19 protein-coding genes and 1 riboswitch are annotated in these 25,728 nt (G+C 62.2%); of the genes, 11 read left to right on the top strand and 8 right to left on the bottom strand.

Annotated elements, in window-relative coordinates; translation table 11 throughout:
• The first annotated feature begins 16 nt into the window (after positions 1 to 16).
• Positions 17 to 1,447 carry a bifunctional D-glycero-beta-D-manno-heptose-7-phosphate kinase/D-glycero-beta-D-manno-heptose 1-phosphate adenylyltransferase HldE gene (hldE, locus tag HV822_RS13800; protein ID WP_238870739.1) on the top strand — a complete coding sequence of 477 codons (1,431 nt, stop codon included), beginning with the start codon at positions 17 to 19 and terminating at the stop codon, positions 1,445 to 1,447.
• A 70-nt stretch (positions 1,448 to 1,517) separates the two neighbouring features.
• Here hldE and HV822_RS13805 read toward each other — a convergent pair whose 3' ends face one another.
• The 3 genes from HV822_RS13805 to HV822_RS13815 are packed head-to-tail and all read right to left on the bottom strand — an operon-like array spanning position 1,518 to position 4,366.
• Positions 1,518 to 2,384 carry a metal ABC transporter ATPase gene (locus tag HV822_RS13805; protein WP_238870740.1) on the bottom strand — a complete coding sequence of 289 codons (867 nt, stop codon included), beginning with the start codon at positions 2,382 to 2,384 and terminating at the stop codon, positions 1,518 to 1,520.
• A 3-nt stretch (positions 2,385 to 2,387) separates the two neighbouring features.
• Positions 2,388 to 3,191 (bottom strand): aldo/keto reductase, encoded by an 804-nt coding sequence (locus tag HV822_RS13810; protein WP_238870741.1) that lies wholly within the window; start codon positions 3,189 to 3,191, stop codon positions 2,388 to 2,390.
• Positions 3,188 to 4,366, bottom strand: coding sequence for an NAD(P)/FAD-dependent oxidoreductase (locus HV822_RS13815; RefSeq protein ID WP_238870742.1), 1,179 nt, complete (start codon positions 4,364 to 4,366; stop codon positions 3,188 to 3,190). Before HV822_RS13815 ends, HV822_RS13810 begins: the two co-directional genes overlap by 4 nt.
• Before the next feature lie 107 nt (positions 4,367 to 4,473).
• Between HV822_RS13815 and waaA the strand changes: the two genes are divergently transcribed.
• Positions 4,474 to 5,733: a lipid IV(A) 3-deoxy-D-manno-octulosonic acid transferase gene (gene waaA, locus HV822_RS13820; RefSeq protein ID WP_238870743.1), complete on the top strand. Its 1,260-nt coding sequence runs from the start codon at positions 4,474 to 4,476 to the stop codon at positions 5,731 to 5,733.
• Between the two features lie 46 nt (positions 5,734 to 5,779).
• On the opposite strand, the gene HV822_RS13825 is transcribed toward waaA, so the two are convergent.
• Entirely contained in the window at positions 5,780 to 7,219 is a 1,440-nt protein-coding gene (locus HV822_RS13825) for a TolC family outer membrane protein (RefSeq protein WP_238870744.1), read from the bottom strand.
• A 207-nt stretch (positions 7,220 to 7,426) separates the two neighbouring features.
• A riboswitch (TPP riboswitch) is annotated at positions 7,427 to 7,523 on the top strand.
• 73 nt (positions 7,524 to 7,596) lie between these two features.
• Between HV822_RS13825 and thiC the strand changes: the two genes are divergently transcribed.
• From thiC to parC, 8 genes are all read left to right on the top strand, one after another.
• The gene (gene thiC, locus HV822_RS13830; protein WP_238870745.1) at positions 7,597 to 9,480 is read left to right on the top strand and encodes a phosphomethylpyrimidine synthase ThiC; all 1,884 of its coding nucleotides are present in this window, start codon (positions 7,597 to 7,599) and stop codon (positions 9,478 to 9,480) included.
• A gap of 214 nt (positions 9,481 to 9,694) precedes the next feature.
• Positions 9,695 to 10,309 carry an NUDIX domain-containing protein gene (locus HV822_RS13835; RefSeq protein WP_238870746.1) on the top strand — a complete coding sequence of 205 codons (615 nt, stop codon included), beginning with the start codon at positions 9,695 to 9,697 and terminating at the stop codon, positions 10,307 to 10,309.
• Positions 10,306 to 10,770 (top strand): DUF1249 domain-containing protein, encoded by a 465-nt coding sequence (locus HV822_RS13840; protein WP_396264891.1) that lies wholly within the window; start codon positions 10,306 to 10,308, stop codon positions 10,768 to 10,770. The genes HV822_RS13835 and HV822_RS13840 overlap by 4 nt, the downstream gene beginning before the upstream one ends.
• 73 nt (positions 10,771 to 10,843) lie before the next feature.
• Positions 10,844 to 11,644, top strand: a complete 801-nt coding sequence (cpdA, locus tag HV822_RS13845; protein WP_238870747.1) for a 3',5'-cyclic-AMP phosphodiesterase — start codon at positions 10,844 to 10,846, stop codon at positions 11,642 to 11,644.
• 133 nt (positions 11,645 to 11,777) lie between these two features.
• A complete protein-coding gene (gene parE / locus HV822_RS13850) occupies positions 11,778 to 13,673 on the top strand; it encodes a DNA topoisomerase IV subunit B (protein ID WP_238870748.1) in 1,896 nt (631 codons plus the stop codon).
• Positions 13,673 to 14,698, top strand: coding sequence for an SdiA-regulated/phytase-like domain-containing protein (locus tag HV822_RS13855; protein WP_238870749.1), 1,026 nt, complete (start codon positions 13,673 to 13,675; stop codon positions 14,696 to 14,698). The genes parE and HV822_RS13855 overlap by 1 nt, the downstream gene beginning before the upstream one ends.
• Before the next feature lie 41 nt (positions 14,699 to 14,739).
• On the top strand, positions 14,740 to 15,219 hold the full coding sequence (locus HV822_RS13860; RefSeq protein ID WP_238873614.1) for a retropepsin-like aspartic protease family protein: 480 nt from the start codon (positions 14,740 to 14,742) through the stop codon (positions 15,217 to 15,219).
• 46 nt (positions 15,220 to 15,265) lie between these two features.
• Positions 15,266 to 17,548 carry a DNA topoisomerase IV subunit A gene (parC, locus tag HV822_RS13865; protein ID WP_238870750.1) on the top strand — a complete coding sequence of 761 codons (2,283 nt, stop codon included), beginning with the start codon at positions 15,266 to 15,268 and terminating at the stop codon, positions 17,546 to 17,548.
• 34 nt (positions 17,549 to 17,582) lie between these two features.
• Here the strand turns inward: parC and HV822_RS13870 are convergent, their stop codons facing one another.
• Positions 17,583 to 19,106 (bottom strand): histidine kinase, encoded by a 1,524-nt coding sequence (locus HV822_RS13870; protein WP_238870751.1) that lies wholly within the window; start codon positions 19,104 to 19,106, stop codon positions 17,583 to 17,585.
• Positions 19,107 to 19,269: 163 nt separating this feature from the next.
• On the opposite strand from HV822_RS13870, the gene serB reads away from it, so the two are divergent.
• Positions 19,270 to 20,481, top strand: coding sequence for a phosphoserine phosphatase SerB (serB, locus tag HV822_RS13875; protein WP_238870752.1), 1,212 nt, complete (start codon positions 19,270 to 19,272; stop codon positions 20,479 to 20,481).
• Between the two features lie 26 nt (positions 20,482 to 20,507).
• Here serB and HV822_RS13880 read toward each other — a convergent pair whose 3' ends face one another.
• The 3 genes from HV822_RS13880 to epmB form a co-directional block, all read right to left on the bottom strand.
• Positions 20,508 to 22,577, bottom strand: coding sequence for an EAL domain-containing response regulator (locus HV822_RS13880; RefSeq protein WP_238870753.1), 2,070 nt, complete (start codon positions 22,575 to 22,577; stop codon positions 20,508 to 20,510).
• Between the two features lie 62 nt (positions 22,578 to 22,639).
• Complete coding sequence (locus HV822_RS13885) at positions 22,640 to 24,427, bottom strand: molecular chaperone (protein ID WP_238870754.1); 1,788 nt, start codon at positions 24,425 to 24,427, stop codon at positions 22,640 to 22,642.
• A gap of 184 nt (positions 24,428 to 24,611) precedes the next feature.
• Positions 24,612 to 25,640 carry an EF-P beta-lysylation protein EpmB gene (gene epmB / locus HV822_RS13890; protein WP_238870755.1) on the bottom strand — a complete coding sequence of 343 codons (1,029 nt, stop codon included), beginning with the start codon at positions 25,638 to 25,640 and terminating at the stop codon, positions 24,612 to 24,614.
• Positions 25,641 to 25,728 lie beyond the last annotated feature (88 nt).

The following is a 25,728-nucleotide window of genomic DNA, read 5'->3' on the forward strand; positions in this document are numbered from 1 at the left end:
ACAGGTGATGAAGACAATGAAATTGAGCATGCCCCGATTCGACTCTGCCCCGGTTCTGGTGGTTGGTGATGTAATGCTGGATCGCTACTGGCATGGGCCGACCAACCGTATTTCACCGGAGGCGCCGGTGCCGGTGGTCAAGGTTGACCAGATCGAGGACCGCCCGGGTGGGGCAGGGAACGTCGCCCTGAATATCGCGGCGCTGGGCGCGCCAGCCTGGCTGGTTGGGGTGACTGGCAAGGATGAAGCGGCCGACAGTTTGCAACAGCGCCTGAACGCCGCGGGCGTCTACTGCGATTTTCAGCAGCACGCGGCGCAGCCGACCATCACCAAGTTGCGCGTCATGAGCCGCCACCAGCAATTGATTCGGCTGGATTTTGAACAGGCTTTTGAGACTGATGCCCAGGCGCTGCTCGAGTCGGTGGCGGCGCTGCTGGACAAGGTCAAGGTGTTGATCCTCTCGGACTATGGCAAGGGCGCGCTGGTTAACCATCAGGCGCTGATTGCGCTGGCCCGCGAGCGCGGCGTGCCGGTGCTGGCCGACCCCAAGGGTAGCGATTTCTCGATTTACCGTGGGGCCAGCCTGATTACCCCCAATCTGTCTGAGTTTGAAGCGGTGGTGGGGCGCTGTGAGACCGAGCAGGCGCTGGTCGATAAGGGCATGGCGCTGATTGACGAACTGGCGCTCGATGCGCTGCTGGTAACCCGCAGCGAGCAGGGCATGACGTTGTTGCGCAAGGCCGAGGGTGCGCTGCACCTGCCGGCGCGCGCGCGCGAGGTGTTTGATGTCACCGGCGCAGGCGACACCGTAATCTCTACCCTGGCTGCCGCCTTGGCGGCCGGTGAGGCGCTGCCGCAGGCAGTGGCACTGGCCAACCACGCGGCCAGTATCGTGGTGGGCAAGCTCGGCACCGCCGCGATCAGTGCGCCCGAGCTGCGCCGTGCGGTGCAGCAGGAACAGGGCAGCGGCAGGGGTGTGCTGGGTGTCGAGCAGTTGCTGCAAGCGCTCGAGGATGCGCGAGCCCATGGCGAACGGATCGTCTTCACCAACGGGTGTTTCGACATCATCCACGCCGGCCACGTCGGTTACCTGGAAGAGGCGCGCGCTCAGGGTGATCGGCTGATCGTCGCTATCAATGACGACGCCTCGGTAAGCCGGCTGAAGGGGCCGGGGCGGCCGATTAACAGTGTCGAGCGACGGATGACGGTGCTCGCCGGGTTGGGGGCGGTTGATTGGGTGATCAGCTTCAGCGAAGACACGCCTGAGCGCCTGCTCGAACAGGTCAAGCCGGATGTACTGGTCAAGGGTGGCGATTACAGCGTTGATCAGGTGGTCGGTGGGCCGATTGTGCAGGCCTACGGTGGTGAGGTGAAGGTGCTCAACTTTGTTGAAAGCTGCTCAACCACCGCAATTGTTGAGAAAATCCGCGAGCGTGGCGACGACTGAATTTTCTTAACGCTCTGCCGTCGTTCGTTCGTGAACGGCGGCGCTGTCGCTGCAGCCACTCAGAACCTCTTTATAGCCCGTCTGATAGCGCGCAATTGCCCGCCGCTACCAGCCAGCCCTGTTGTGGCGCAAACGCCTCGCTGAGCAGAAGGTCTTCGGTGGGCTGGGCAACCAGCTCGCCCTGCTGCAGGCAGAACAGCTCGCCAGTGGCGTGATGGTTGCGGTACTCGGCCAGAAACAGCTCGGGGCGCTGGGTGTCCATCCGTGCGATCAGCTCGCCGCTTTCCTCATCCAGAAACTCGTCCGCATGTAGCAGGGACAGGTTGCGCAGCGTCTGCGGCAGTTGCAGGGTCATGCTGTAAACCAGCTGCAGCGAACTGCTGGGCAGGTGCACATAGGCGCGTGGCCGCTCCAGCAGGTTCAGTTCACGACACAGCACCGCCCGTGCGGCGCCACTGCGGGTGCCCAGACTAAAACTCTGCTCGTCGTCCAGTGGCAGGCTGTCGGCGTAAGGTGTGGGCAGCCAGGTATCCTGATAGCGGCCCTGCAGCCAGCCGCTCTCGCTGTGTATCAGCAGCTCCTCGGCGACCTCGGTCATCAGGGTCAGCAAGGGGACCCGCAGCTCGTGGGCTGGGACATACCCTGATAGCAGTTTCAGCACGCGGTCGCCGTGATCTGGGCGATCCTGACGCACCAGCAAACGAAAGTCGCGGCCCTGCCACTGCAGGTGCAGGTCGACCGAAACGCCCAGATTGGCCAGGGTGACCTCGAAACGATGGGGGTCATCCAGCGCTAGTGGTTGCCGCCGCGCTTGCATCTGCTCAAAGCTCAGCGGGCTGCCGACCGGTTCGTAACGCAGCACTTCCGGACTGGCGGCCACAGCGATGGCCTGGGTCTTGAAAGCGACGGGGTTCTTCCGGGCGACAATCTGGGTCATGCCTTACTCCATCTGCGTGAGTACCGAAATGGCAGCCTCGACGTTCTGCGCCAGGTGCGCGGGGTTAATGGTGCCGATGATGGCGCTGGTGACCCCCTGATGGCCGAGTACCAGCTCAAGGCCGGCGCGTACCGGGTCTTCGCCATCCAGGCACAGGTGTCCGCTGGCCAGCGCCTTTTTGATCAGAATGCCCTTGTTGTGTTGCAAGGCAAAGTCCAGCACCGAACGTTCAGCTTGCTCGCGCAGGTTGTAAGTGACCATGGCGCAGTCGCCCTGCTGCAGGGCGCGCAAGCCGCCTTTGACGGTCTTGCCGGAGAATCCGTAGGCCAGAATCAGACCCTCTTGCTTGAGCTGGGCAAGTGTTGGGTAGACCTCCTGGTCGAGCACCTCGAGATCATTACCGTCCGAGTGCACCAGTACCAGTTCCAAACGATCAGTGCCCAAGCGTTGCAGGGAGCGTTCGACTGAGCGGCGGGTGTGCTCGGCGGAAAAATCGAAGTGTGACTGCCCGTCAGTGAACTCCTCGCCAACCTTGCTGCAGATCACCCATTGATCGCGCTGGCCTTTGAGCAATGGGCCAAGGCGTTGCTCGCTAGTGCCGTAGGCCGGCGCAGTGTCGAGCAGGTTGATACCCAAATCGCGGGCCTGCGCCAGCAGATTAAGCACGGCGCCGTCATCCGGCAGTTCGAACCCGCTGGGGTACTTCACGCCCTGATTGCGTCCGATCTTGACGGTCCCTAACCCCAGTGGTGACAGCTGCAGGCCGGTGCTGCCGAGTGTGCGGTAAAACGGTTGCAGGGTGCTCATCGGAAACACATGTCCCACACCGGCTCGGCGACGCGAGGGCGCGGCAGATCGTCCGGTAGCGACGGGTAGTTCTGCGGCTTGATCTGCTGGCGTGTCAGCTCCTCAAGCACCAGATCACTGAGGTTGGGGGCCAGCGCCAGTTTGGTTGGCCAGCTGATCAGCGCATTGCCCTTGGCCTGCACGTAGGCGTTGTCGGGGCGCACCAGCCCACTTTGCGCCGGTTCTGCACGGTTTACCGGCAGAGTGGTCCACTGGCAGTTCTCGAGGTTGATCCAGGGTAAGAGTTCGGCCAGCTCGCGTTTGGCGGCGGCGATCAGCGCGTCGGCGGTCTGGTTGACGCCCTGTTCAGCCAGTTCGCCACCCAGATACCAGCACCACTGGCCGTCTTCACAGGGATGGGTAGTGACGGTCAGCCGTGGCTTGGGACTGGCACCCAGGCAGTGGGCATACAACGGTGGCAGTTGAGGACCCTTGACCAGCACCATCTGCAGCGGGCGGCGCTGCATTGCGGGCTCGCTTTCGCCCCAGTCCTGCAAGAGCGCGTCAGTGCCTTCGCCAGCGGTCAGCACATAGCGCTGGGCGCGGATGCTGGCGCCCTGCAGCTGTACACCGCTGATACTGCCGTCGTCGGCGCGCAGCAGGTGCGGGCTGCTGTCGGCAATCAGACCATCACCGCTCAGCTCGGCGAGCCGCTCAATAGCGGCCGGCACGTCCAGTACCAGCTCGCCTAATTGGTAAACCTTGCCGCGAAAGGCCGGGTTGTTGAACACCTTCGGCAATGCCTTGCCTTTGACCTGGTCAACCCGTCCGCGCAGGGCCTTGCTGGCGAAAAAGCCGGCCAGATTGCTGATCAGGCTGCCGGGGGACCACAGGTAGTGGTGCTCGGACAGTACCCGCACGCCGCGCAAGTCCAGCTCACCCTGGCCGGCCAGACAGCTGCGCCAGCGCTCGGGCATGCCGGCGATGGCTTCGGTAGCGGCGTTGAGCTTGCCGCCCAACGCGTACTTGATACCGCCGTGGATGATGCCCTGGGATTTCACGCTCTGGCCGCCGCCGAGCGCGCCGCGCTCCACCAGCAATGTGTGGTAGCCCGCCTGACGCAGCCGGGCATTGAGCCACAGGCCGGCGATGCCGCCGCCGAGAATGCAGATGTCGGTATCGAGGGTTGTACTCATGGGCTCCCGCTGAAGGTTCAATAAAGGCTCCCTAGTATAGTCTTTGGCGGCGGGCTGGGTCACACTTGCAAGCCATGGCCATTCAAGGCTCTACCTCAGGAGATTCCATGGCGCGTCGTTTCTATTCCCTGCTGTTCTTCCTGTGCATGCCGCTGGTGCTGTTGCGGCTCCTGTATCGTGCGATAAAGGCGCCAGCGTACGCTCGCCGCTGGGCTGAGCGTTTTGCCCTGGGGGGAGACGTGCGCGCAGGTGGTATCTGGGTGCACGCGGTGTCGGTGGGAGAGAGCATCGCCGCCGCTCCCATGGTGCGCGAATTGATGCGCCGCTATCCCGAGTTGCCGATCACCATCACCTGCATGACGCCGACCGGGTCCGCACAGATCCGCAAGCTGTTCGGCGCCCAGGTAGGACACGCCTATCTGCCGTACGACCTGCCGTGGCTGCAACGCCGCTTGCTGCGACGTTTGCAGCCGCGCGTCGGGATTATCATGGAAACCGAGTTGTGGCCCAACTTGGTAGCAGAAGCCAAGCGTGCCCAGGTGCCCCTGGTGCTGGCCAATGCGCGGTTGTCAGAGCGCTCTGCCCGCGGCTATCAGCGCGTTGCACCCCTGGTTCGCCCCATGTTTGCCGCGCTGGACTGGGTCGCGGTGCAAAGCCAGGCTGAAGCGCTGCGTTTTGTCACGCTGGGTGTGGTGCGTGAACAGCTGCAGGTGACCGGCAGCATTAAGTTTGACTTTCGCCCGGACCCCATGTTGTTGCAGCAAGCAGCGGATCTGCGTGCACGCTGGGGTGAGCGGCCGGTGTGGATCGCCGCCAGTACCCACGCAGGCGAAGATGAACAGGTGCTGCGGGCTCATCAACAGGTGTTGCGGCACCGTCCCGATGCCTTGCTGATTCTGGTGCCGCGCCATCCCGAGCGCTTTGATGCGGTGACACGTCAGGTGCAAGACGCGGGGCTGGCCGCGGTCCGGCGCAGTAGTGGCCAGTTGCCGGCGGCTGATCAGCAGGTACTGGTGGGCGACACCATGGGCGAGCTGGTGCTGCTGTACGCCTGCGCCGATCTGGCCTTCGTTGGTGGGTCGCTGGTGCCCAACGGCGGGCACAACTATCTGGAGCCGGCCGCCCTGGCCTTGCCGGTACTGTCTGGCCCGCACCGTTTCAACTTCACTGAAATCAGTGAACTGCTGGAAGGCGCCGGCGCTCTGCAGGTGGTCAACGATGAGGCTGCTTTGGCTGTGGCGGTGCAGGGGCTGCTGGACGACGAAGCTGCTCGCCGGCACGCCGGAGCCGCCGGCAAGGCGGTAGTAGAGGATAATCAGGGGGCGCTTGAACGGTTGCTGGCCGGAATCGCACGCTTCTTGAGTTAAGAAACAACAACGGCGCCTGCAGGCGCCGTTGTTGTTTGTGGGGTGTTCAGAAGGTGGTGCTGTCGGGGTCGCTCGGCAGTGACGGGGCTGGGGCCGGACGACCGCCCAGGGACATCTGCTCCAGCTCTTCGGGCGTCGCCTGGGGGATGAAGTCGCGGTCCGGGTCGTAATTGGGGTTCAGCCACTGGGACAGGTCCTGCAGGTCCTGAGGGCTCAGGGTGCCGGCAGCCAGCTTCAGGTTCAGGTTGTTGATGATGTAGTTGTAACGCACGGTGTTGTAGTCACGCACGGTGCGGAACAGGTTGCGCTGGGCCTGAAGTACGTCGACTACGTTGCGGGTGCCCACTTCATAGCCGGTCTGGGTGGCGTCCAGTGCCGCCTTGGCCGAGACAATCGCCTGGCGGCGGGCGGTTACTTCTTCCACGCTGGATGTCACAGTGCGGTAGAGGTTGCGGGTGTTTTCGACCACGCGGCGGCGCTGCGCCTCGCTGCCTTGCTCGGCCTGGGTTAGACGGTAGGTCGATTCGCGCACCCGAGAGGTGGTCAGCCCGCCGGTGAACAGCGGCATGCTCAACTCCACGCCAAAGCTGGTCAGCTCGGTATCGGCGCTGGCCTGGCCGGCAGCCGGGATGCTGGCGCCGCCGTTGTCGTTGCTGTAGCGCACGAAGGCGTCGACCACCGGAGCATAGCCGGCCTTGCTGCTGCGCAGGGTGTCTTCTGCGCTTTCAATGGCATACCGACTGGCCTGCAGGGTGAGGTTTTGCGCGGCGGCGGTTTCTACCCACTCCTGCATACTGGCGGGGGTCGGTGGCAGTACGGGCAGCTCGTGGCTGATACCGTAGAGGCTGTCGTAGCTCTGGTTGGTCAGGCGCGTCAGGGCCTGGTAGCTGACATCCAGGTTGGTTTCTGCTGTCAGGCGCGCGGCGCGGGCGCTGTCATAGCCGGCACGCGCTTCCAGTACGTCGGTGCGGGCCGACAGGCCGACGTCAAAGCGTTCCTGCGCCTGCTCAAGCTGACGCTCAAAGGCCTTTTCCTCGGCCTTGGCGGTGGCTAGGTTATCGGAGGCGCGCAGCACATCAAAATACGCCTGTGAAACCTCCAGAATCAGATTCTGCTGTGTTGCCGAGAACTCCAGCTGTGCCTGCTGGCTGACCGATTTGGCAGCCTGATAGGTGAACCAGCGGTCCGCGCGAAACAGCGGCTGGGTCAGACTGGCCTGGTAGTAATGGGTGGAGTACTCATCACCCCCCACATTGTCGATCTCCAGATCCTCCCGTGCGGCGCCGGCGCCAATACCCAGGTTGGGCAGCAACTGCGAGCGCGCTTGCGGCAGGGCTTCCTGGCGGGCCAGGGCATCCGCTTCGGCGGCGGCCAAATCAGCGCTGTTCAGCACGGCTTCGCGGTAAATAGTCATCAGATCGGTGTTGGCAGCCGCCGGGCCGGAAACACCAGCCAGCAGCAAGGCGACATACAGAGGGCGGAACATGCAGACATCCTTCGCATGGGGGAGAGTCAAGCAAGGCTAAAAGGCTCGGCAGCCGGGGTCAAGCGAGCAGACGGTAACAATCGGGAACAAACTGTTGCCGCCTGTTTTGCTGACATTTTCGCCGATTTTGTCAGCCGGTGCGCCGCTGCTTTTCGATTGGTGCGCGTGCCGCTTGCGGCCGGGTAAGAACAGCCCCTAGACTATGCCGACATCTTGACGGGGTGCTGCCTGCTTGGCAGCTGAGATGATACCCGTTGAACCTGAACCGGTTAGCACCGGCGTAGGAATCGAGATAGACGGCAACCGCGAGTCCGTAAGGGCTGGCGTAGCCGTGGTTTTTCGGTTCCCTGCGCATTTCAACGCAGTGGAGCACAACAATGAACAGCAAGTTGCCTGATACCGCCATCGCCACCTCGGGTGCCGACAGCGCCGCCACCCAACCCTTCCCTAATTCCCGCAAGGTTTACGTGACCGGCTCGCGTCCGGATATTCGTGTGCCCATGCGCGAGATCAGTCTGGCTGACACACCGACCGATTTTGGCGGCGAATCCAACGCGCCGGTGCTGGTGTATGACACCTCCGGCCCCTACACCGACCCGCAGGCCACCATCGATCTGCGTGCCGGTCTGGCCGATGTGCGCGGCGCCTGGATTGACGAGCGCGCCGATACCGAAGTGCTGCCTGGGCTGACCTCCGAGTTCGGCGCCTCGCGGCTGGCCGACCGTTCCCTTGATCACATGCGCTTTGCCCATGTGCGCACGCCACGCCGCGCCAAGGCGGGCAGCAACGTGTCACAGATGCATTACGCCCGGCGCGGCATCATCACGCCGGAAATGGAGTACGTCGCGATTCGCGAAAACATGAAGCTGCAGGAGGCCCGTGAGTCAGGTCTGTTGAAAGAACAGCATGCCGGCCACAGCTTCGGCGCGAACATCCCCAAGGAAATTACCCCTGAATTTGTGCGCGAGGAGATCGCCCGCGGCCGCGCCATCATCCCGGCCAATATCAACCACCCGGAACTGGAGCCGATGATCATCGGCCGCAACTTCCTGGTGAAGATCAACGGCAATATCGGCAACTCGGCGCTGGGCTCTTCCATCGAAGAAGAGGTCGAGAAAATGACCTGGGGGATTCGCTGGGGCTCTGACACCGTCATGGACCTATCGACCGGCAAGAACATCCACGAAACCCGCGAGTGGATCATCCGCAACTCGCCGGTACCGATCGGCACTGTGCCGATCTATCAGGCGCTGGAAAAGGTGGGCGGCGTTGCCGAGGATCTGACCTGGGAAATCTTCCGTGACACCCTGATCGAGCAGGCCGAGCAGGGCGTGGATTACTTCACCATTCATGCCGGCGTGTTGCTGCGCTATGTGCCGATGACCGCCAAGCGGGTCACCGGCATCGTATCGCGCGGTGGCTCGATCATGGCCAAGTGGTGCCTGGCGCATCATCAGGAGAACTTCCTCTATACCCACTTCGACGACATCTGCGAAATCATGAAAGCCTACGACGTCAGCTTTTCGCTTGGCGACGGCCTGCGCCCGGGCTCGATTGCCGATGCCAATGACGAGGCGCAGTTCGGTGAGCTGGAAACCCTTGGCGAGCTGACCAAAATCGCCTGGAAGCACGACGTGCAGGTCATGATCGAAGGCCCGGGCCATGTGCCCATGCAACTGATCAAGGAGAACATGGACAAGCAGCTGGAGTGCTGCGATGAAGCGCCGTTCTACACCCTGGGCCCGCTGACCACCGACATTGCTCCGGGCTACGACCACATCACCAGCGGTATCGGTGCGGCTATGATCGGCTGGTTTGGCTGTGCGATGCTGTGTTACGTGACGCCCAAGGAGCATCTGGGGCTGCCGAACCGCGATGACGTCAAGACCGGGATCATTACCTACAAGATCGCTGCTCACGCGGCAGACTTGGCGAAGGGGCACCCGGGCGCACAGATTCGTGACAACGCGCTCTCCAAGGCGCGTTTCGAGTTCCGCTGGGAGGACCAGTTCAACCTGGGGCTGGACCCGGACACCGCGCGCGCCTATCACGATGAGACCCTGCCGAAGGAGTCGGCCAAGGTGGCGCATTTCTGCTCCATGTGCGGCCCCAAGTTCTGCTCGATGAAAATCACCCAGGAAGTCCGTGAGTATGCTGCCCAGCAGCGTATCGATGCGGTCGATCTGGCGGTAGAAGAGGGCATGAAGGCCAAGTCCGAGGAGTTTCGCACCACCGGCTCGCAGCTGTACCACAAGCTTTAAGGAAACTCTGATCCGTTTCGCGCGCGTCTTTCGGCTGTGGGTCTGGCACGTCTAGACCCTTGCCGTCTGCCCGCCAGATATGCGAGCTTAAGCGACTGACTCTTATTCGCTCTGCCCTGCGCCCGCGCAGCAGAGCGAATTTATGCTTTGCTTGCAGTCCGCAGCGGGCCCGGTGCCTTGCCCTCTGCAGCTGCCTGATCGGGGGAGTGTGCTTTTGTCCTTTACGCGCGACGACGTGGACATTATCAGCCGGGAAACCGGCTTCAAGGGTTTCTATCGCCTCGACGTTCTCAATCTGCGGCACCGCTTGTTCAACGGCGGGTGGGGGCCGGTGCTGCGGCGCGAGCTGTTCGTGCGCCACGATGCCGTGTGCGTCTTGCCCTACGACCCCTGGCTGGATCAGGTTGTGCTGATTGAGCAGGTGCGCATCGGTGCACTGGAGAAAAGTGACAATCCCTGGATGCTGGAGCTGGTCGCCGGGCTGATTGATACCGATGAATCCCCGCAAGAGGTTGCCCACCGCGAGGCTGACGAGGAAGCTGGCCTGACCCTGCTCTCGCTGCACCCCATTACCCGCTACTACCCATCGCCTGGCGGTAGCGACGAGTTTGTTCACCTGTATTGTGCGCTGGTCGACAGCCGCGGCGTGGGTGGTGTTCACGGATTGGCTGAGGAAGGTGAAGATATTCGCGTCAGTCTGTGGTCGCGCGAGCAGGCGCTGGCCGCGTTGCAGGAGGGGCGTATCGACAATGCAGCCAGCATCATTGCCCTGCAGTGGCTACAGCTCAACGGTGCGCAGCTGCGCGCTGGCGCCGGAGAACAGCCATGAGTGCCTTGCGCAAGCCACGTTACCGGGTCGATCTGATCGGCTTGCAAGCTGCTTGCGAGAGTAACTATTGGCGGCTGCTCAAGTTGATGCCCCAGTTGCATTCGCAGGATGAGGTGCGAATCGATATCGACGCTGGCGACGGCCAGAAACAGGCGCTGCTGATTCGGGTGCTGGAACGCTGCCCTTATACATCGACCTTGCAGTTGGCCCATGAGCGTCGCCACGCCTGGGTTACGCCGCCGAGCATGGAAGTGCGCCTGTACCATGATGCTGGGCTGGCCGAGGTCGTAGCTGCCTACAACCGTCGGCGGTTTCGCGGAGTGTATCCGTACCCCAACGAGCAGATGCTGCAGCCGGATGAGAAGTACCAGTTGAACCAGTTTCTGGGTGAGTGGCTTGGTTATTGTCAGCGCCACGGACAGAGCGCTCAGCCAGTGTCTTTTGCCGGGCAGGGTCTGTGATCCAGTCGCTGGAATCGCTATGCGGCAACGGCCAAGATAATCGCTGAGAAAGCGTACAAGGAGTGGGAGCAGCATGTCGTTAGGATCGGACTTCGTCTGCGTTGTGCAGTTGACCGACAGTCATCTGTTTGCCGAGGCAGAAGGTGACCTGCTGGGCTTGCAGACGCAGGCCAGTCTGGACGCCGTGATCGACATGGTGTTGCAGCAGATCGCGCGTATGGATCTGGTGCTGGCAACCGGCGACATCACCCAGGACGGCAGTGAGGCTGCCTATCGCCGATTTATCGCTTCCAGCCTGCGGCTGCCGGCCCCGTGCTACTGGATTCCCGGCAATCACGATGACGCCGAGTTGATGGCACGGTTGGGTAAACCGCTGGGCCTGACCCGCGATTGGGTGGATATCGGCAAGTGGCGCATCGTCTTGCTCGACTCCAGCATCCTGGGCGCGGTGCCGGGCCGTCTGTCGCCAGCCGCGCTATCCGGCCTTGACGATGCCCTGGCAACGGCGGGCGACCGCCATGTGCTGGTGTGCCTGCATCATCAGCCGGTGAGCATAGGTAGTGGCTGGATGGAACCCATCGGCCTGCTCAATGCCCCGGACCTGCTGACCCGCCTTGAACCCGATCCGCGAGTCAAGGCGGTGCTCTGGGGGCATATTCATCAGCACTTCGACCAGCCGCTTGGTCACCTGCGCCTGTTGGCTACCCCCTCGACCTGCGTGCAGTTTGCGCCCAGCAGTGACGACTTTGCTACCGATACCCAGGCACCGGGTTACCGGTGGCTACGCCTGTATGACGACGGGCGAATCGAAACCGCTGTGTGCCGTCTGCCTGCTGGGCAGTTTCTGCCCGACCCGCAAGCGGCTGGGTATTGAGTTCTGCCAGCGCAGACGGTGGCAGGCAAGCGGCCTGCCGGATACTATGTGACCCCATGTCTGTCTTTGTTGTCGGCTGCCGCACCCGCTGCCCGCATGTTGAAAAGATTCAAGAAGGAAGCCTGCCTCCACCATGTCTCAATCGACCTATAACGCCGATGCGCTGGAAGTTCTCAGCGGTCTGGACCCGGTGCGCCGCCGCCCCGGCATGTACACCGACACCACCCGCCCCAACCATCTGGCGCAGGAGGTCATCGACAACAGTGTTGACGAGGCGCTGGCTGGCCATGCGCGCACCATCAGCGTTGTACTGCATCAGGACAATGCGCTGGAGGTCAGTGATGATGGCCGTGGCATGCCTGTGGATATTCACCCGGAGGAGGGCGTGTCCGGGGTCGAGCTGATCCTTACCCGGCTGCATGCTGGCGGCAAGTTCTCCAACAAGAACTACCAGTTCTCCGGCGGTTTGCACGGGGTGGGTATTTCGGTGGTCAACGCCTTGTCGCACAAGGTGGAAGTGCGCGTCAAAAGAGACGGGCAGGAGTACGCCATGGCCTTTGCCAATGGCGACAAGGTACGCGAGCTGGAGGTGATAGGTACGGTCGGCAAGCGCAATACCGGCACGACCGTGACCTTCTGGCCGGACGCCAAGTATTTTGATTCAGCCAAATTCAGTATCAGCCGGCTCAAACACCTGCTCAAGGCCAAGGCCGTGCTCTGCCCGGGGCTCAAGGTCGACTTTGACGACCGCCAGTCCGGCGAGAAGATCAGTTGGTACTTTGAAGATGGCCTGCGCGACTATCTGGTCGATGCCTGCGCCGAGTGGCCAAAGCTGCCGGAAGAGCCCTTCTCCGGGGCCTTTGCCGCCAAGCAGGAAGCCGTTGACTGGGCGGTGTTCTGGCTGCCCGAGGGCGGCGAGCTGGTGCAGGAAAGCTACGTCAACCTGATTCCTACCGCGCAGGGCGGTACCCACGTCAACGGTTTGCGCGCGGGGTTGCTGGAAGCCATCCGCGAATTCTGTGAGTTCCGCAATCTGCTGCCGCGCGGCCTCAAGCTGGCGCCAGAGGATATCTGGGAACGCGTCAGTTACGTGCTGTCGCTGAAAATGGCCGAAGCGCAGTTCTCCGGTCAGACCAAGGAGCGGCTGTCGTCTCGCGAGTCCGCGGCCTTTGTCTCCGGTGTGGTCAAGGACGCGTTCAGCCTATGGCTGAACCAGCACGCCGACATCGGTCAGCAGATTGCTGAAATGGCGATCAGCCATGCCGGTCGACGTCTCAAGGCTGGCAAGAAGATCGAGCGCAAACGGATCACCCAGGGCCCAGCGTTGCCGGGCAAGCTGGCCGACTGCGTGGGGCAGGACAGCAGCCGTTCGGAACTCTTTCTGGTTGAGGGTGACTCTGCCGGCGGTAGCGCCAAGCAGGCCCGCGACAAGGAGTTTCAGGCCATCATGCCGCTGCGCGGCAAGATCCTGAACACCTGGGAGGTCGAGTCCAGTGAGGTGCTGGGCTCCCAGGAAGTACATGATATTGCGGTCGCTATTGGTGTGGACCCGGGTGCGGCCAGCCTAGAGCAGCTACGCTACGGCAAGATCTGCATCCTCGCCGATGCCGACTCTGACGGTCTGCACATCGCCACGCTGCTGTGCGCCCTGTTTGTCCGTCATTTTCGCCCGCTGGTTGAGGCCGGCCATGTGTTTGTTGCCATGCCGCCGCTGTATCGCGTGGATATTGGCAAGGATGTCTATTACGCGCTGGATGACGCCGAGAAGCAGGGCATCCTTGACCGCATCGAGGCCGAGGGCAAGCGCGGCAAGATTCAGGTCACACGCTTCAAGGGGCTGGGTGAAATGAACCCGCTGCAGCTGCGTGAAACCACCATGGCGCCCGACACGCGGCGCCTGGTGCAGCTGACCGTGGACGAGAGCCAGGACACCGAGCAGCTGATGGATATGCTGCTGGCCAAGAAGCGCTCCTCGGACCGCAAGGCCTGGCTGGAAAGTAAGGGTGATCTGGCCGAGGTGCTGCTCTGATGATGCCTGCTGGTCTGCGCCTGCTGGGTGCCTGTGCGTTGCTGCTGAGCACTACTGCCAACGCCTTTGAGCGAGCGCCTGAGTTGCAGCTTGAGTCGGCCCTGCCGGTGGACGGCATGCCGCGCGGCAATCTTTCCGCCTTGCAGCACTGCAACGGGCAACTGTTGACCCTGTCTGATCGTGAGGACACCAGCCTGTTTGTGTTGCAGCGCGACGAGCATGCCTATCAGGCGAGTGTCGAGAGCTTCACGCTGCCGTCCGAGTCGCCCTCCATGTTGCCCGTCAAGTTGCTGGCCGGCGCCTGGTTGCGCGGGTTGAGCGGCCAGGCGCTGGATTTTGAAGGGCTGGCCTGTGATGGCGATGGCAATCGCTATCTGGTCAGCGAGAGCCAACTGGGCGTTCTGCGTCTGCCGCCGCCGGCCGATACGCCGGTACAGGGCAGTTGGCTGAACCTGGACCCGGCGGTATACACCGAGGGTGAAGCACGCGGTCTCTGGCAGCAGGTCAACGCGCTGGCCGAAGGGGTGGCGATTGATGCCCAGGCCAACACCCTGTGGCTGGCGGCCGAGCGTCAGGGGCGTGGCCTGGTCAAGTTACAGCGTCAGGGTGATCAGTGGGGCTGCCCGCTGGCGGGTTGTGTGCTGCTCGCCGAGCGCCGCTTTCTGCCCACCGAACCCTTTGGGCCGGGCATCCTCAACCGCGAGGTGATGCCGGTCGACTTTTCTGATCTGGCGTTCTGGAAGGGCTGGCTCTGGACATTGGAGCGTAACGCCCATCAGGTATGTCGGCGTAATCCGCTGTCCGGCAAGCGCGAACGCTGCTGGTCGTATGCCCAGTCGGTTTTGGTTGAGCCCTATTTCTATCCTGATGCGCCTTTTGGTCTAGCAGAAGCGCTGCTGATCAGCGAAGAGGGCATTGTCATCGGTCTGGACAACAACAACCGGCTGCGCCCGGATGGCGACGCGCGGCCCTGGCTGTTTCACTTTGCGCTGCCTGACGACTGGCAGGAGGACGTGACGCCGTGAGCGAATCGACGCCTCCCTCCCAGCGCAAGCTGGGTACCGGCATGATGATTCTGGCGTGGATTGCCGGCCTGTTGCTGGCTGCTTTCTGGTTCAGTGGCGTGGAAGAGCGTCAGCGCAACCCCAACCAAAACCCCGAGTCCAGTCGCCTGGACAGCGCGGTCGAGGTGCGGCTTGAGGCCAATCGGCAAGGGCACTATCTGGTTAACGGGCGCATCAACAGCCGCGCCGTTACTCTGCTGGTGGATACCGGGGCGAGTTTTGTTGCCGTGCCGGCCGGTCTGGCCGAGGAGCTGGGGCTGGAGCGCGGCCGGCAATTCATGGTTGATACCGCCAACGGCACAGCACAAGGCTATGCCACCCGGTTGAACAGCCTGCAGATTGGCGACATTCGCCTGTATGACGTGGAGGCCGGCATTGTGCCTGGCATGGGCGGCGATGAAGTGCTGCTGGGCATGAGCGCTTTACGTCAGCTGGATTTTCGTTCGCAGGGCGGTGATCTGCTGCTGCGACAGTACCAATAAGTGTTCAAGCGGGCAGCCCGGTGCTGCCCACCTGTGGAGATAATGCATGAGTGATGGACTGGACCTGAGCCTGGATGGCGTAGAGCGTCGCTCGCTGGCGTCCTTTACCGAGGAGGCCTACCTCAACTATTCCATGTACGTGATCATGGATCGGGCCCTGCCGCACATTGGCGACGGCCTCAAACCGGTACAGCGGCGCATTGTCTATGCCATGAGCGAGCTGGGGCTGTCGGCCAGCTCCAAGCACAAGAAGTCGGCCCGTACCGTGGGTGATGTGCTGGGCAAATACCATCCGCACGGCGATTCGGCCTGTTACGAGGCCATGGTGCTGATGGCACAGCCCTTCTCCTACCGCTATCCACTGGTAGACGGCCAGGGTAACTGGGGCGCGCCGGACGATCCCAAGTCCTTCGCCGCCATGCGCTACACCGAGGCTCGTCTGGCGCGCTACAGCGAGGTGTTGCTGTCGGAGCTGGGGCAGGGCACGGTGGATTGGCAGCCGAACTTTGACGGCACCATGGAAGAACCCATGGTGCTGCCGGCCCGCTTGCCCAATCTGCTGCTCAATGGCACCACGGGCATCGCCGTGGGTATGGCTACCGATATTCCGCCGCACAACCTCAAGGAAGTGGCTGCCGCCTGTGTGCGTCTGCTGGATGACCCGGGCGCAGGCCTGGACGAGATCCTCGAGCACGTGCAGGGGCCGGATTTTCCCACCGAAGCGGAGATTGTCACGCCCCGTCACGAGCTGTTGAAAATGTACGCCAGCGGCCGCGGTTCGGTGCGCTGCCGCGCCGTCTGGGACAAGGAAGATGGCGAGGTGGTCATTACTGCGCTGCCGCATCAGGTCTCCGGTGCCAAGGTGCTGGAGCAGATCGCTGCACAGATGCAGAACAAGAAGCTGCCCATGGTCGCCGACCTGCGCGACGAGTCGGACCACGAAAACCCGACGCGCATTGTCATTGTGCCGCGCTCCAATCGGGTCGATCTAGATGATCTGATGCAGCACCTGTTCGCCACCACTGACCTGGAACACAGCTATCGGGTCAACATGAACGTCATCGGCACCGACGGCAAGCCGGCGGTCAAGGATCTCTGGACCTTGCTCAGTGAGTGGCTGGGCTTTCGTGTAGCGACCGTGCGCCGCCGGCTGCAGTTTCGCCTGGACAAGGTGCTGGCGCGCCTGCACCTGTTGGATGGCTTGCTGGTGGCCTTCCTCAATCTGGATGAAGTCATTCACATCATTCGCACCGAGGATCACCCCAAGGCCGAGTTGATCGCCCGGTTTGATCTGAGTGAACTGCAGGCGGACTACATTCTGGACACCCGCCTGCGTCAGCTGGCGCGTCTGGAAGAAATGAAGATTCGCGCCGAGCAGGATGCGCTGCGCGAGGAACGCGATCACTTGCAGAGCGTGCTGGGTGACGAGCGCAAGCTGCGTAATCTGGTGCGCGACGAACTGGTCGCTGATGCCGAGACCTACGGTGATGATCGCCGCTCGCCGCTGGTGGAGCGCAAAGAGGCCAAGGCCCTGTCCGAAACCGAGCTGGTGCCCTCTGAACCGGTGACGGTGGTGCTCTCGGAGAAAGGCTGGGTGCGCTGCGCCAAGGGGCATGACGTAGACGGTGCCGGCCTGAATTACAAGGCGGGAGACGGCTACCTGGGGCAGGCCAGCGGACGCTCCAATCAGCAGGCGGTGTTTATCGACAGCAGCGGGCGCAGCTATTCGCTGGCAGCCCATACCCTGCCGTCAGCGCGCGGGCAGGGCGAGCCGCTGACCGGACGCTTCAGCCCGCCGGCCGGTACCAGTTTTGACGCGGTGCTGATGCCTGAGGATGAGAGCTTGTACCTGCTGGCGTCCGATGCCGGTTACGGTTTCCTGGTCAAGGGCGAGGATATGCTCGCCAAGAACAAGAACGGCAAGGCACTGCTGAATTTGCCCGAGGGCGGCCGTATTCTCACGCCGCAACGGGTGCGTTATCCGCAGAGCAGCCACTTGGCGGCGGTATCCAACGAGGGTCGTCTGCTGGTGTTCCCGCTCAAGGATCTGCCGCAACTGTCTAAGGGCAAGGGCAACAAGATCCTGTCGCTGCCCTCTGCGCGGGTCAAATCACGCGAGGAGTTTGTCGCCGGGTTGGCCGTACTGCCGCCGGGTGCGCAACTGGTGCTGACCGCCGGCAAGCGCACCTTGACCCTCAAGGCGGCTGATCTGGAGCATTACAGCGGTGAGCGCGGCCGTCGCGGTAACAAGCTGCCGCGTGGCTTCCAGAAGGTTGACGAGGTGGCTGTAGAGCTGCCGTCAGTCAGTACGCCGGCCGACGAAGGCTGACCTGATCGGTGTGTGCTGTACAACCAGCGCAGGCTCAGGCCTGACGCTGGTTGTACAGGGAGCTAAGCTGGCGCTCGAGCAGCGACTGATACGGCTCCAGCAGGCGCTCGATACAGAAGGTGCCGGGTTGGCTGGCAAGGCGCCGAGTCGAGGCGCACTGACGGAGTGGCTCACTGGCAGCGAGCTCCGCGTGGACCAGCAACAGGTTGCGGCTGTGTTGCAACTGCTCCAGCACCTGCTGACAGGCCGGGTGTTCACCCAGAGCCTTCTCATCCAGTCCGGCCAGACCAGCCGCGTGACCGAGCGCCAGTTGCAGGTGCAACGCGGTGCCGGTGTCGGCAATCTCGATCTGCAGGTCATGCCCCAGCACGCGCAATAGTTCACCGCAGCACAGGCCGTGTTTGAGCTCCGCGCCCCCAGCCTCCGGATTGTCCCTGAACAGCAGCACGCTGGTGCCGTCGAACAGCGTGTGCTGCTCGCCGCCGTACAGCTGGCAGGCGCGTTGAACCTGTTGGCGATAACGCTCAAGCAGCGTCATCAAACGCTCGCGCGGGAGCCGGCGCAGGGCTTCCTGGTTACCCAGGCGGACCGCCAGCATGGCCTGGCGAGCCAGACTGGGCGCAGGTTCTTCATCTGCTGTAGCGTCTGTGACCGCCTCCGAGGGAGCGGCCTCGTCTTGCGGGTCTTGCTCTGTCTCGGCGCTGTCGCTGTCGCTGGGGTTGGCTGCTGCCGCATTAGGTGTTTCTGTCGGCGTTTCGTCGACGGCTGCAGTGTCTGGGCTCGGATCTGCTGCTGTGGCGCTGTCCGCGACGTTGATGTACGCGGGTTCAGCCAACGGCGCTGGAACTGGCTCTGGCTCAGGCTCGGGCAGAAGGCCCCGGTGCGCCAGCATGGCGCGTGAGAGTTCTCCGAGCTCATCGCGACGACGATAGCCGGGAGCCGGGTAGTTGGGAGAAGTGTCCCACTCGGCCAGTGCACTCAGTTGACGTGACAGCTCGCGGCCGCGATGCCACGCCAGCAGCCCGCCGAGACCGCCAATCAGCACCAGGCCCCAGATCAGCCGTTCGAGCAGTTGCTGCGCCGGTTGGGCAAAGGGCGCCGCGCTGAGTGTCAGCTGTACTTGTCCAGCCAGTTGATCCTGCAGGTGCACGGCGGCCGGGTAACGCCCCTGGCCGGGCGCGCGGAGTTGGCGTGACGGCTCGCTGCCCGCTTCGGCCAACAGCCGGTTGCTGGGGGAGTAAAGGCTGACGTGGGCAATCATCGGATTCTGTGCCCATTGAGCCAACAGCATATTCAGGCTCAGGCGGTCCTCAGCTGCCAGCGGCTCTGCCACCGAGGCGGAAATTTGCCGGGCCAGCGCACTGCCGGCACGGTCGGCCTGCTGGGCTATGTCCTGGCTCAGCTGAAATTTGCCAAGCCAAAGCAGCAGTATCAGCATCAGCAACATGGGGCCAAGCACCATCAACGGCAATGCACCGGCCAATGTCAGGGAGCGGCGTCGCAGATTGGCGTAGCAGCGGAGAAATAGATTGTCGGGGGGCGTAGTTGGGCGGCTCAAGGCAAGACTCGACTGGTTGCGGAGGCGGCACCCTGGAGGTGACTGGGCGGCGGCGCGTTGGGCGAGTATAGCTATTCACGAAAACGGGAAAAAGGCTGATCTGTGAGCTGTTTGCCAAATGCAGGTAGAATAGCGGCCAGTTCTGTCTGCCGGAGTGCCTGCCTTGAAGGAAATCGTCCTGATCAACATCACCGGTCCCGATCGTCCGGGGCTGACCGCCGCCATCACCGGCCTGCTGGCCAAGGCGCAGGTCAATATCCTGGATATTGGCCAAGCGGTGATTCATGACACCCTGTCTTTCGGGATTCTGGTCGAGATGCCGGCCGGACAGGGCAGCTCCGATGTGCTCAAGGACGTGCTCTTTCGTGGTTACGAGTTGGATCAGCAGGTGCGCTTCACGCCGGTCAGCGCCGAGGAGTACAGCCGTTGGGTGGAAGGGCAGGGCAAGGCGCGGCATATCGTTACCCTGCTGGCCCGTCGCATTACCGCCGAGCACATCGCCAGGGTCAGTGAAATCACCGCGCGCTATGGCCTGAATATCGACCACATCGATCGCCTGTCAGGTCGTATCCCGGAAGGCTTGCCCGAGGATCAGGGCAAGGGCTGCATTGAGTTTTCGGTGCGCGGCGAACCGGCTGACCCAGCGGCGCTGCGTGCTGAGTTTTTGGCTATCGCCCAGGAGTTGAGCGTCGATATCGCTTTCCAGCAGGACAGCCTGTTCCGTCGCAATCGCCGGCTGGTGGTGTTCGATATGGACTCGACGCTGATCGACGCCGAGGTGATCGACGAGCTGGCAAAAGCGGCGGGCGTGGGCGAGGCGGTGGCGGAAATCACCGAGCGAGCAATGCGTGGCGAGCTGGATTTTCGTGCCAGCTTTCGTGAGCGCATGGCGTTGCTCAAGGGGCTACCGATCTCAACGCTCGACAGCATTGCCGAATCGCTGCGCCTGACCGAGGGCGCAGAAACCCTGATAGCCCAGCTGAGACGTCTTGGCTACAAGACGGCGATTTTGTCAGGCGGCTTCAGCTACTTTGCTGAGCGCCTGCAACAGCGTCTGGGTATCGACTACGTCTACGCCAACGCCTTGCCGGTTGAGAATGGTCTGGTAACCGGTGAGGTTCAGGAACCGATTGTAGACGGTCAGCGCAAGGCCGAGCTGCTGCGTCAACTGGCCCAGCAGGAGGGGATCAGCCTGGAACAGACCATCGCCGTTGGCGACGGCGCCAATGATCTGCCTATGCTGTCGATTGCCGGGCTGGGTGTGGCGTTCCGCGCTAAACCGCTGGTCAAACAGTCCGCCAAGCAGGCGATTTCGACCCTGGGGCTGGACGGTATCTTGTATCTGCTGGGCTTTCGTGACCGCGATGGCGCTTGATCAGCGTTTTCCTAGAGCAGCGCTGATTATTCAGCGCTGAAGTCGTAGTTCATGGCGTCGCTTGGGGCCTGCAGGTAGGACCCCTGGATATAGTTGACGCCGGCCTGCCACAGGGTTGGCATCATAGTGGCGCTATCCACGTAGGGCACGATGGTCAATTTGCCCTGGTTGTGCAGGCTGCTGACCATTTCCTTTAGCGTTTCCACCGCTGTAGCGCTGGACAGATCCCGGGTGAACGAGCCATCAATCTTGATGAAGTCGGCTTGCACGTGCTTCAGCGAGGCATAAGGGTTTAGTGCCCCGCCGAAATGGCTTATCGACACACGGCAATGCATCTGGCGCAGGGCATCGGTGTGTACCTTGGCTTGTTTGAGGTAGGTATTGATGTCGGCGTCGTTGAATTGGAAGATGATGGCGTCGCTGGGCAGTCTGGCGTCGCGCAAGGTGTCGGCGATCCACCGCACCATGTCCGGCGACTGCAGGCTTGCTGCACTCAGGTTTAGCAGCAGATGGGTTTCGGCGCCTTTGCTACGGTGGTTGCTCAGCAGCTTTACTGCCTGAGTGATCAGCCAGCGGTCAATATCCAAGGCCAGCCCTGCTTCCATTGCCGCCGGCAGAAACTCGGTGCTGGGTACTTCCTCGCCTTCACTGTTGAGCAGGCGCAGAAAGGTTTCGTAGTTTTCGGTGTCATCGCCGCGCAGGCTGATGATCGGCTGAAACTGCATGCGGAAGGCGTTGGTTTCCAGCGTATGGCGAATCAGTGCAATCAGGTCGCCGCGATTGGCCTGCATGGCCAGCTCTTCCAGAGGGTCGAAAGCCTTGATGGCGTTGCCGCCGGCGGTGCTTAGCTGGTCGGCCAGGCGGTGGGCTCGATCGACCGCTTCGCTTGGGTTGGCACTGGTCTCGCTGATCGCGGCGACGCCCATGCTCACGGTGATGCGTACCGTGCGTCCGTTGGTTTCGAACAGGTGCGACTCCAGCTTCGCACGCAATTCTTCCAGCTGGGGTAGTGCTGTGACGGGCTCCTTGCCCTCGATCAAAATGCTGCAGGCATCATCTGCAAACCGGGCCATCAGCGTATCTTCGCTGAAATGACCGCGCAGCAGTTGTGCAAGGTCTGTCAGCAGCAGGTCCGCGGCACCGATGCCGATGTCGGCCTGCAGGCTGCTGAAACCGTCGATGCCGAGGTACACCAGCGTGCTGAACAAACCTTGGCGCACCGCCTGATCGCGCACGCTGTCCAACTGTTCCAGAAAGTAGTTGCGATTGAACATGCCGGTGACCAGATCCCGGCTGGCCATTACCTTGAGTTTTTCTTCAAATTCGGCGCTCGCGGTTTCGGCGCGTATGACCACCTGCGTGCAGGGTTCGCCATCGTAGCTGGCTGGCGAGAAGCTCAGGCGGACTGGGAAACCCTTGCCGCTGCTATCCACCGCTTTGCAGCGCATTTCGTTTTGACCGCCCTGGCTATCGTAGTGACGCAGGAAGTCTTTGAAGTTCGCCTGATCAGCACTGTCAATCAACCCCACCATCGGTTCGGCGGCCAGGTCGTCGGCGTCTTCGTAGCCAAACAGTTCGCTGTAGGCGCGGTTGGCATAGATGTGCATACCGTCATGCACATAAGCGATAGCGTCAACCGAGCTGTCCAGTAGCAGTTGGCAGCGTTTCTCGGTCTCACGCAGATTCTGCTCGGCGATGCGTCGTTGGCGGCGTGCGTCGAGGTTGATCAGCTCACGGCCGACCACCAGGGTAAGCAGGTTGTCGGCGTCCTGGGGGAGGGCGTCGGCCATGCCGCTGCGTAGCGCTTCGACGCGCATCTCCATGTCAGCCTGGGGTTTAAGCAGAATGAACGGGATGTCTCTGGACTGGCGCTTGATGAGTAGCGCAGCGTCTTCGGCACTCATGAAACTGGTTTCTGGCTGGGCGAGACAGATATCCCAGTTTTGCTGCAGACACTCCTGCAGGTCTTCAACCGAGGTGATGCGGTGGGCGCGGGTGGCGTGACCTGCGTTGCGTAGCAGGCTGACCAGACGCTCGGCGTTGTTTTGTGAGTCGTCGAGGATCAGTAGCCTTATGGCTTGTTTTTCGTTGGCCATGATATTCCGGGCAAGTCCGGCTGCGCGGGCGCGCAGCCTTGTGCTGTGTCAGAGCACTGAATCTACAGAGACTTCCAGAGTGAGTCAAAGTCATCCTCGGTGCTGACTGTCAAAGATGCGCCGTCTGTCTCAGATTGATTCTTCTCTTCCTTGGGCTGCTCGATCAGGTGGTACTCAAACTGGCTGAAGCTGCCCGTTGCAGTCACCCGACTGGTGAGGTGAGCGCGCTCTGCCGAGCCGCCCTGCAGGATGCTGATCTTGCTGTTGACCTGGAATGGCAGGCGCGGCGTGATAATGGTGGCTGGCCGGTCAATGGCGGTCACCTCCGGCAGCAGCAAGGCGCGCAGGTATTGGCTTGGTTCGCCGGTTTTTCGAATCAGTTTGGCGGCGCAGGGCGTGCAGTGCGGCGCAATCAGCTCGATACCCATCTGTGTGCCGCCGCCGCGCACTTGTCGAATCCAGCGCACCACGGCCAGGCTCCAGTCTTGTTCGTTGGCCTCCTGGACGCCGAGCAGCTCGCCTGCCTGCAGCTGTTTGGGTACGTCTTTGGGCCAGGTCAGACAGAAGCCGCCGGGGCTGTGATTGACAATGGGCAGGCTGTGGATGGGGTAGGCGTCATCACCTTCCTCTTCGCTCTCCTCACCCTGGCTGCTGTAGTTGATCTGTTCAATGTTGCCACCGCTCCATTCAACCGACTGTCCGCCGTCAAAGGCCCCGCTCCAGCCGCCTTGCTTGGCGCGTTGGGCAACATCTGAAAAGGGGTTGAGCTCTTGATCGGTGGCGTCGATGATACGTGCGAAGGCTTTGCCGGCAATGCGGTAGTGGGTGGCGCTCATGCCGATGCTGACCCGCAATTGCCCTTGGCTTGGGATGCGGTTGAAGGTGCGTTCGGCCAGATCGCCCCAGGATTGACTGAGGTGTTGCAGCAGTTCAACGCCCAGTGTGCCGGGGATCTTCAGGTCGCCTCGATAGTCGTTGCCTTCGAGCATGAAGTTCTTGATGTCGCTGACCAGGTGGCGGGTATCCAGGCCGAGGCTGCTATCCAGGCTTTCTCCGCGAATCAGTGATTTGTAACGCGGCGGGCAGTCCATGTCGGGGTTGATGATGAACAGCGCCTTGCTGTCATCCGGGTCAACCAGGTCGGCGTGCCTGCTCCAGTCCTCGAGAGTCGCAAAGAGTCGACCCATGGCGCTCTGGCGCATTTGATTGGGACGTGCGGAGCCCATCAGCAGGGCAACCAGATAGCATTGTTCGATGCTCAGGGGCTGTTTGTTGGCGCTTTCGCTATCGTTTACCGGGGTCTGGTGCAGCTTGCGCTTGCGCGCCATCTGATAGAGCTGGTGCAGCTCCAGCCAGATGCCGTCGGCGACCGGGCAGTACAGCTGGAAGGCGCGCAAAAGCGGGCCGCACAGGCCGCGAATGGAGCGTTGCAGCGCGAGAGTCATCAAGTTGGCGTGGTCGCGCGACTTGATGCTGCGTTCCTGTGCCACCACGATCTTGTAGCCGTTGGCCAGGTGGTTCTGCAGGGACTGGGACAGGTTGGCAACCTTGCGCGGTTTGTCTTCCAGCACGATGGACTGACCGAGGTAGTACTTGGACAGCGCGGAGCAGACGTAGTGTACTTCCGGGCGGATGCGTTCGAGCATGGCCAGGCGGCGGTCGGGAGCAACGTCGTACTGGTTCAGCTCGATCAGTCCCTGATACAGCTGGCGGGCGGTTTCGCCAATGTTGGCCTTCGGTAGGTTGGCCAGCCACTGGGTGATCCCCTTCTCCGTACCCTCGGCGAAGCTCAGGTTGCTGAGCGTTTGTTGAGGTATGCGCAAGTGCATTTTTTGCGTTGTGCTATCCATAACAGTCGTATCCAATACGTGCGTTTGCGGCTGAGCCCCGGCAGCGACGTTGCGCTGCTCATCCGTGGCGCTTGAAGGGTCATGTCTTCTGTGAAAACACTGTAGCAGCTTAGTTCTCAACTGGCTAAGTGCAGAGGCCGAGTCGTAATCTGCCATGCGTTACTGCCGAATCCTATGATGTTTTTCATTGCTCGCGTACCAAGGTGACGCTGATCGGAACCTTGGCGGGTTCGCCTGCGGTTTCACGTACCAGTCGGGGTACCAGATAGCCAGGCAGCCTCGTCAGCATCCGGCCGACTAGTTCCCGAGCTTGCTGGTCGGTCACCAAAAAGTGGCTGGCCCCGCGGACGCGGTCGAGCAAATGCAGATAATAGGGCAATACGCCACTGTCGCCTAGTGCTTCACTTAGGGCTATCTGTGCCGTCAGAGTGTCGTTGACGCCCTGCAGCAGCACCGCCTGATTCAGCAGGGTGACGCCGGCCTGGCGTAGCCGGCTGGCCGCATCACGGGTCAGGTCGTCCAGTTCGGCGGCATGGTTGCAGTGCCAGACCATGGTCACAGGTAGGCGTGTGCCGCAGAGGGCGTCGATCAGCTCGGGGGTGATGCGCTGCGGAATCACGATGGGCAGGCGCGTGTGAACGCGTAGCCGGCGCACGTGGGGGATGGCGGCAATTTCTCGGGTCAGCCAGGCCAGACGGCGGTCGTTGGCGGCCAGGGGGTCTCCGCCGCTGTAGATGACTTCGCTGATGCTGTCGTCCTGGCGAATGTAGTCCAGTGCGGCATCCCATTCGGCGGTGCTGAGGCTGTTGTCCTGGTAGGGGAAGTGGCGGCGAAAGCAGTACCGGCAATTGACGGCGCAGCCAGCCGTGACCACCAGCAGCAGGCGGCCGTGATATTTGTGGATAATCCCGGGGCGAGCGTTGCTGTGCTGTTCGCCCAGCGGATCGGTAACGTAGCCCGGTTGTTCGTCCAGTTCGATGCCAAGTGGCAGCACCTGGCGCAATAGCGGGTCGTTCACGTCGCCGGGGCGCATGCGCGAGAGGTATGGCTCGGGTACACGCAGGGCAAAGTCGCGCGCAGCAGCCAGGCTGCCCTCGAGCAACGCGGGGTCAAGCTGCAGGCGCTGGAGCAAGACGCGTGGGTCGGTGATGCTGGAGGCGAGCAGATTTTGCCAGCTGGCAGGCTCAACACGCACCGCAGAAGCATGTATCATTGGCGTTTTTCCGCGCATGGGTATCAGGGTGTCCGACTGAATGCCCCGCAGCTAGGTGGTGCGGCGCGCTTCGGATCATCCGTTTAAC

The sequence above is a fragment of the Halopseudomonas maritima genome (assembly GCF_021545785.1).
Lineage (GTDB): Bacteria > Pseudomonadota > Gammaproteobacteria > Pseudomonadales > Pseudomonadaceae > Halopseudomonas > Halopseudomonas maritima.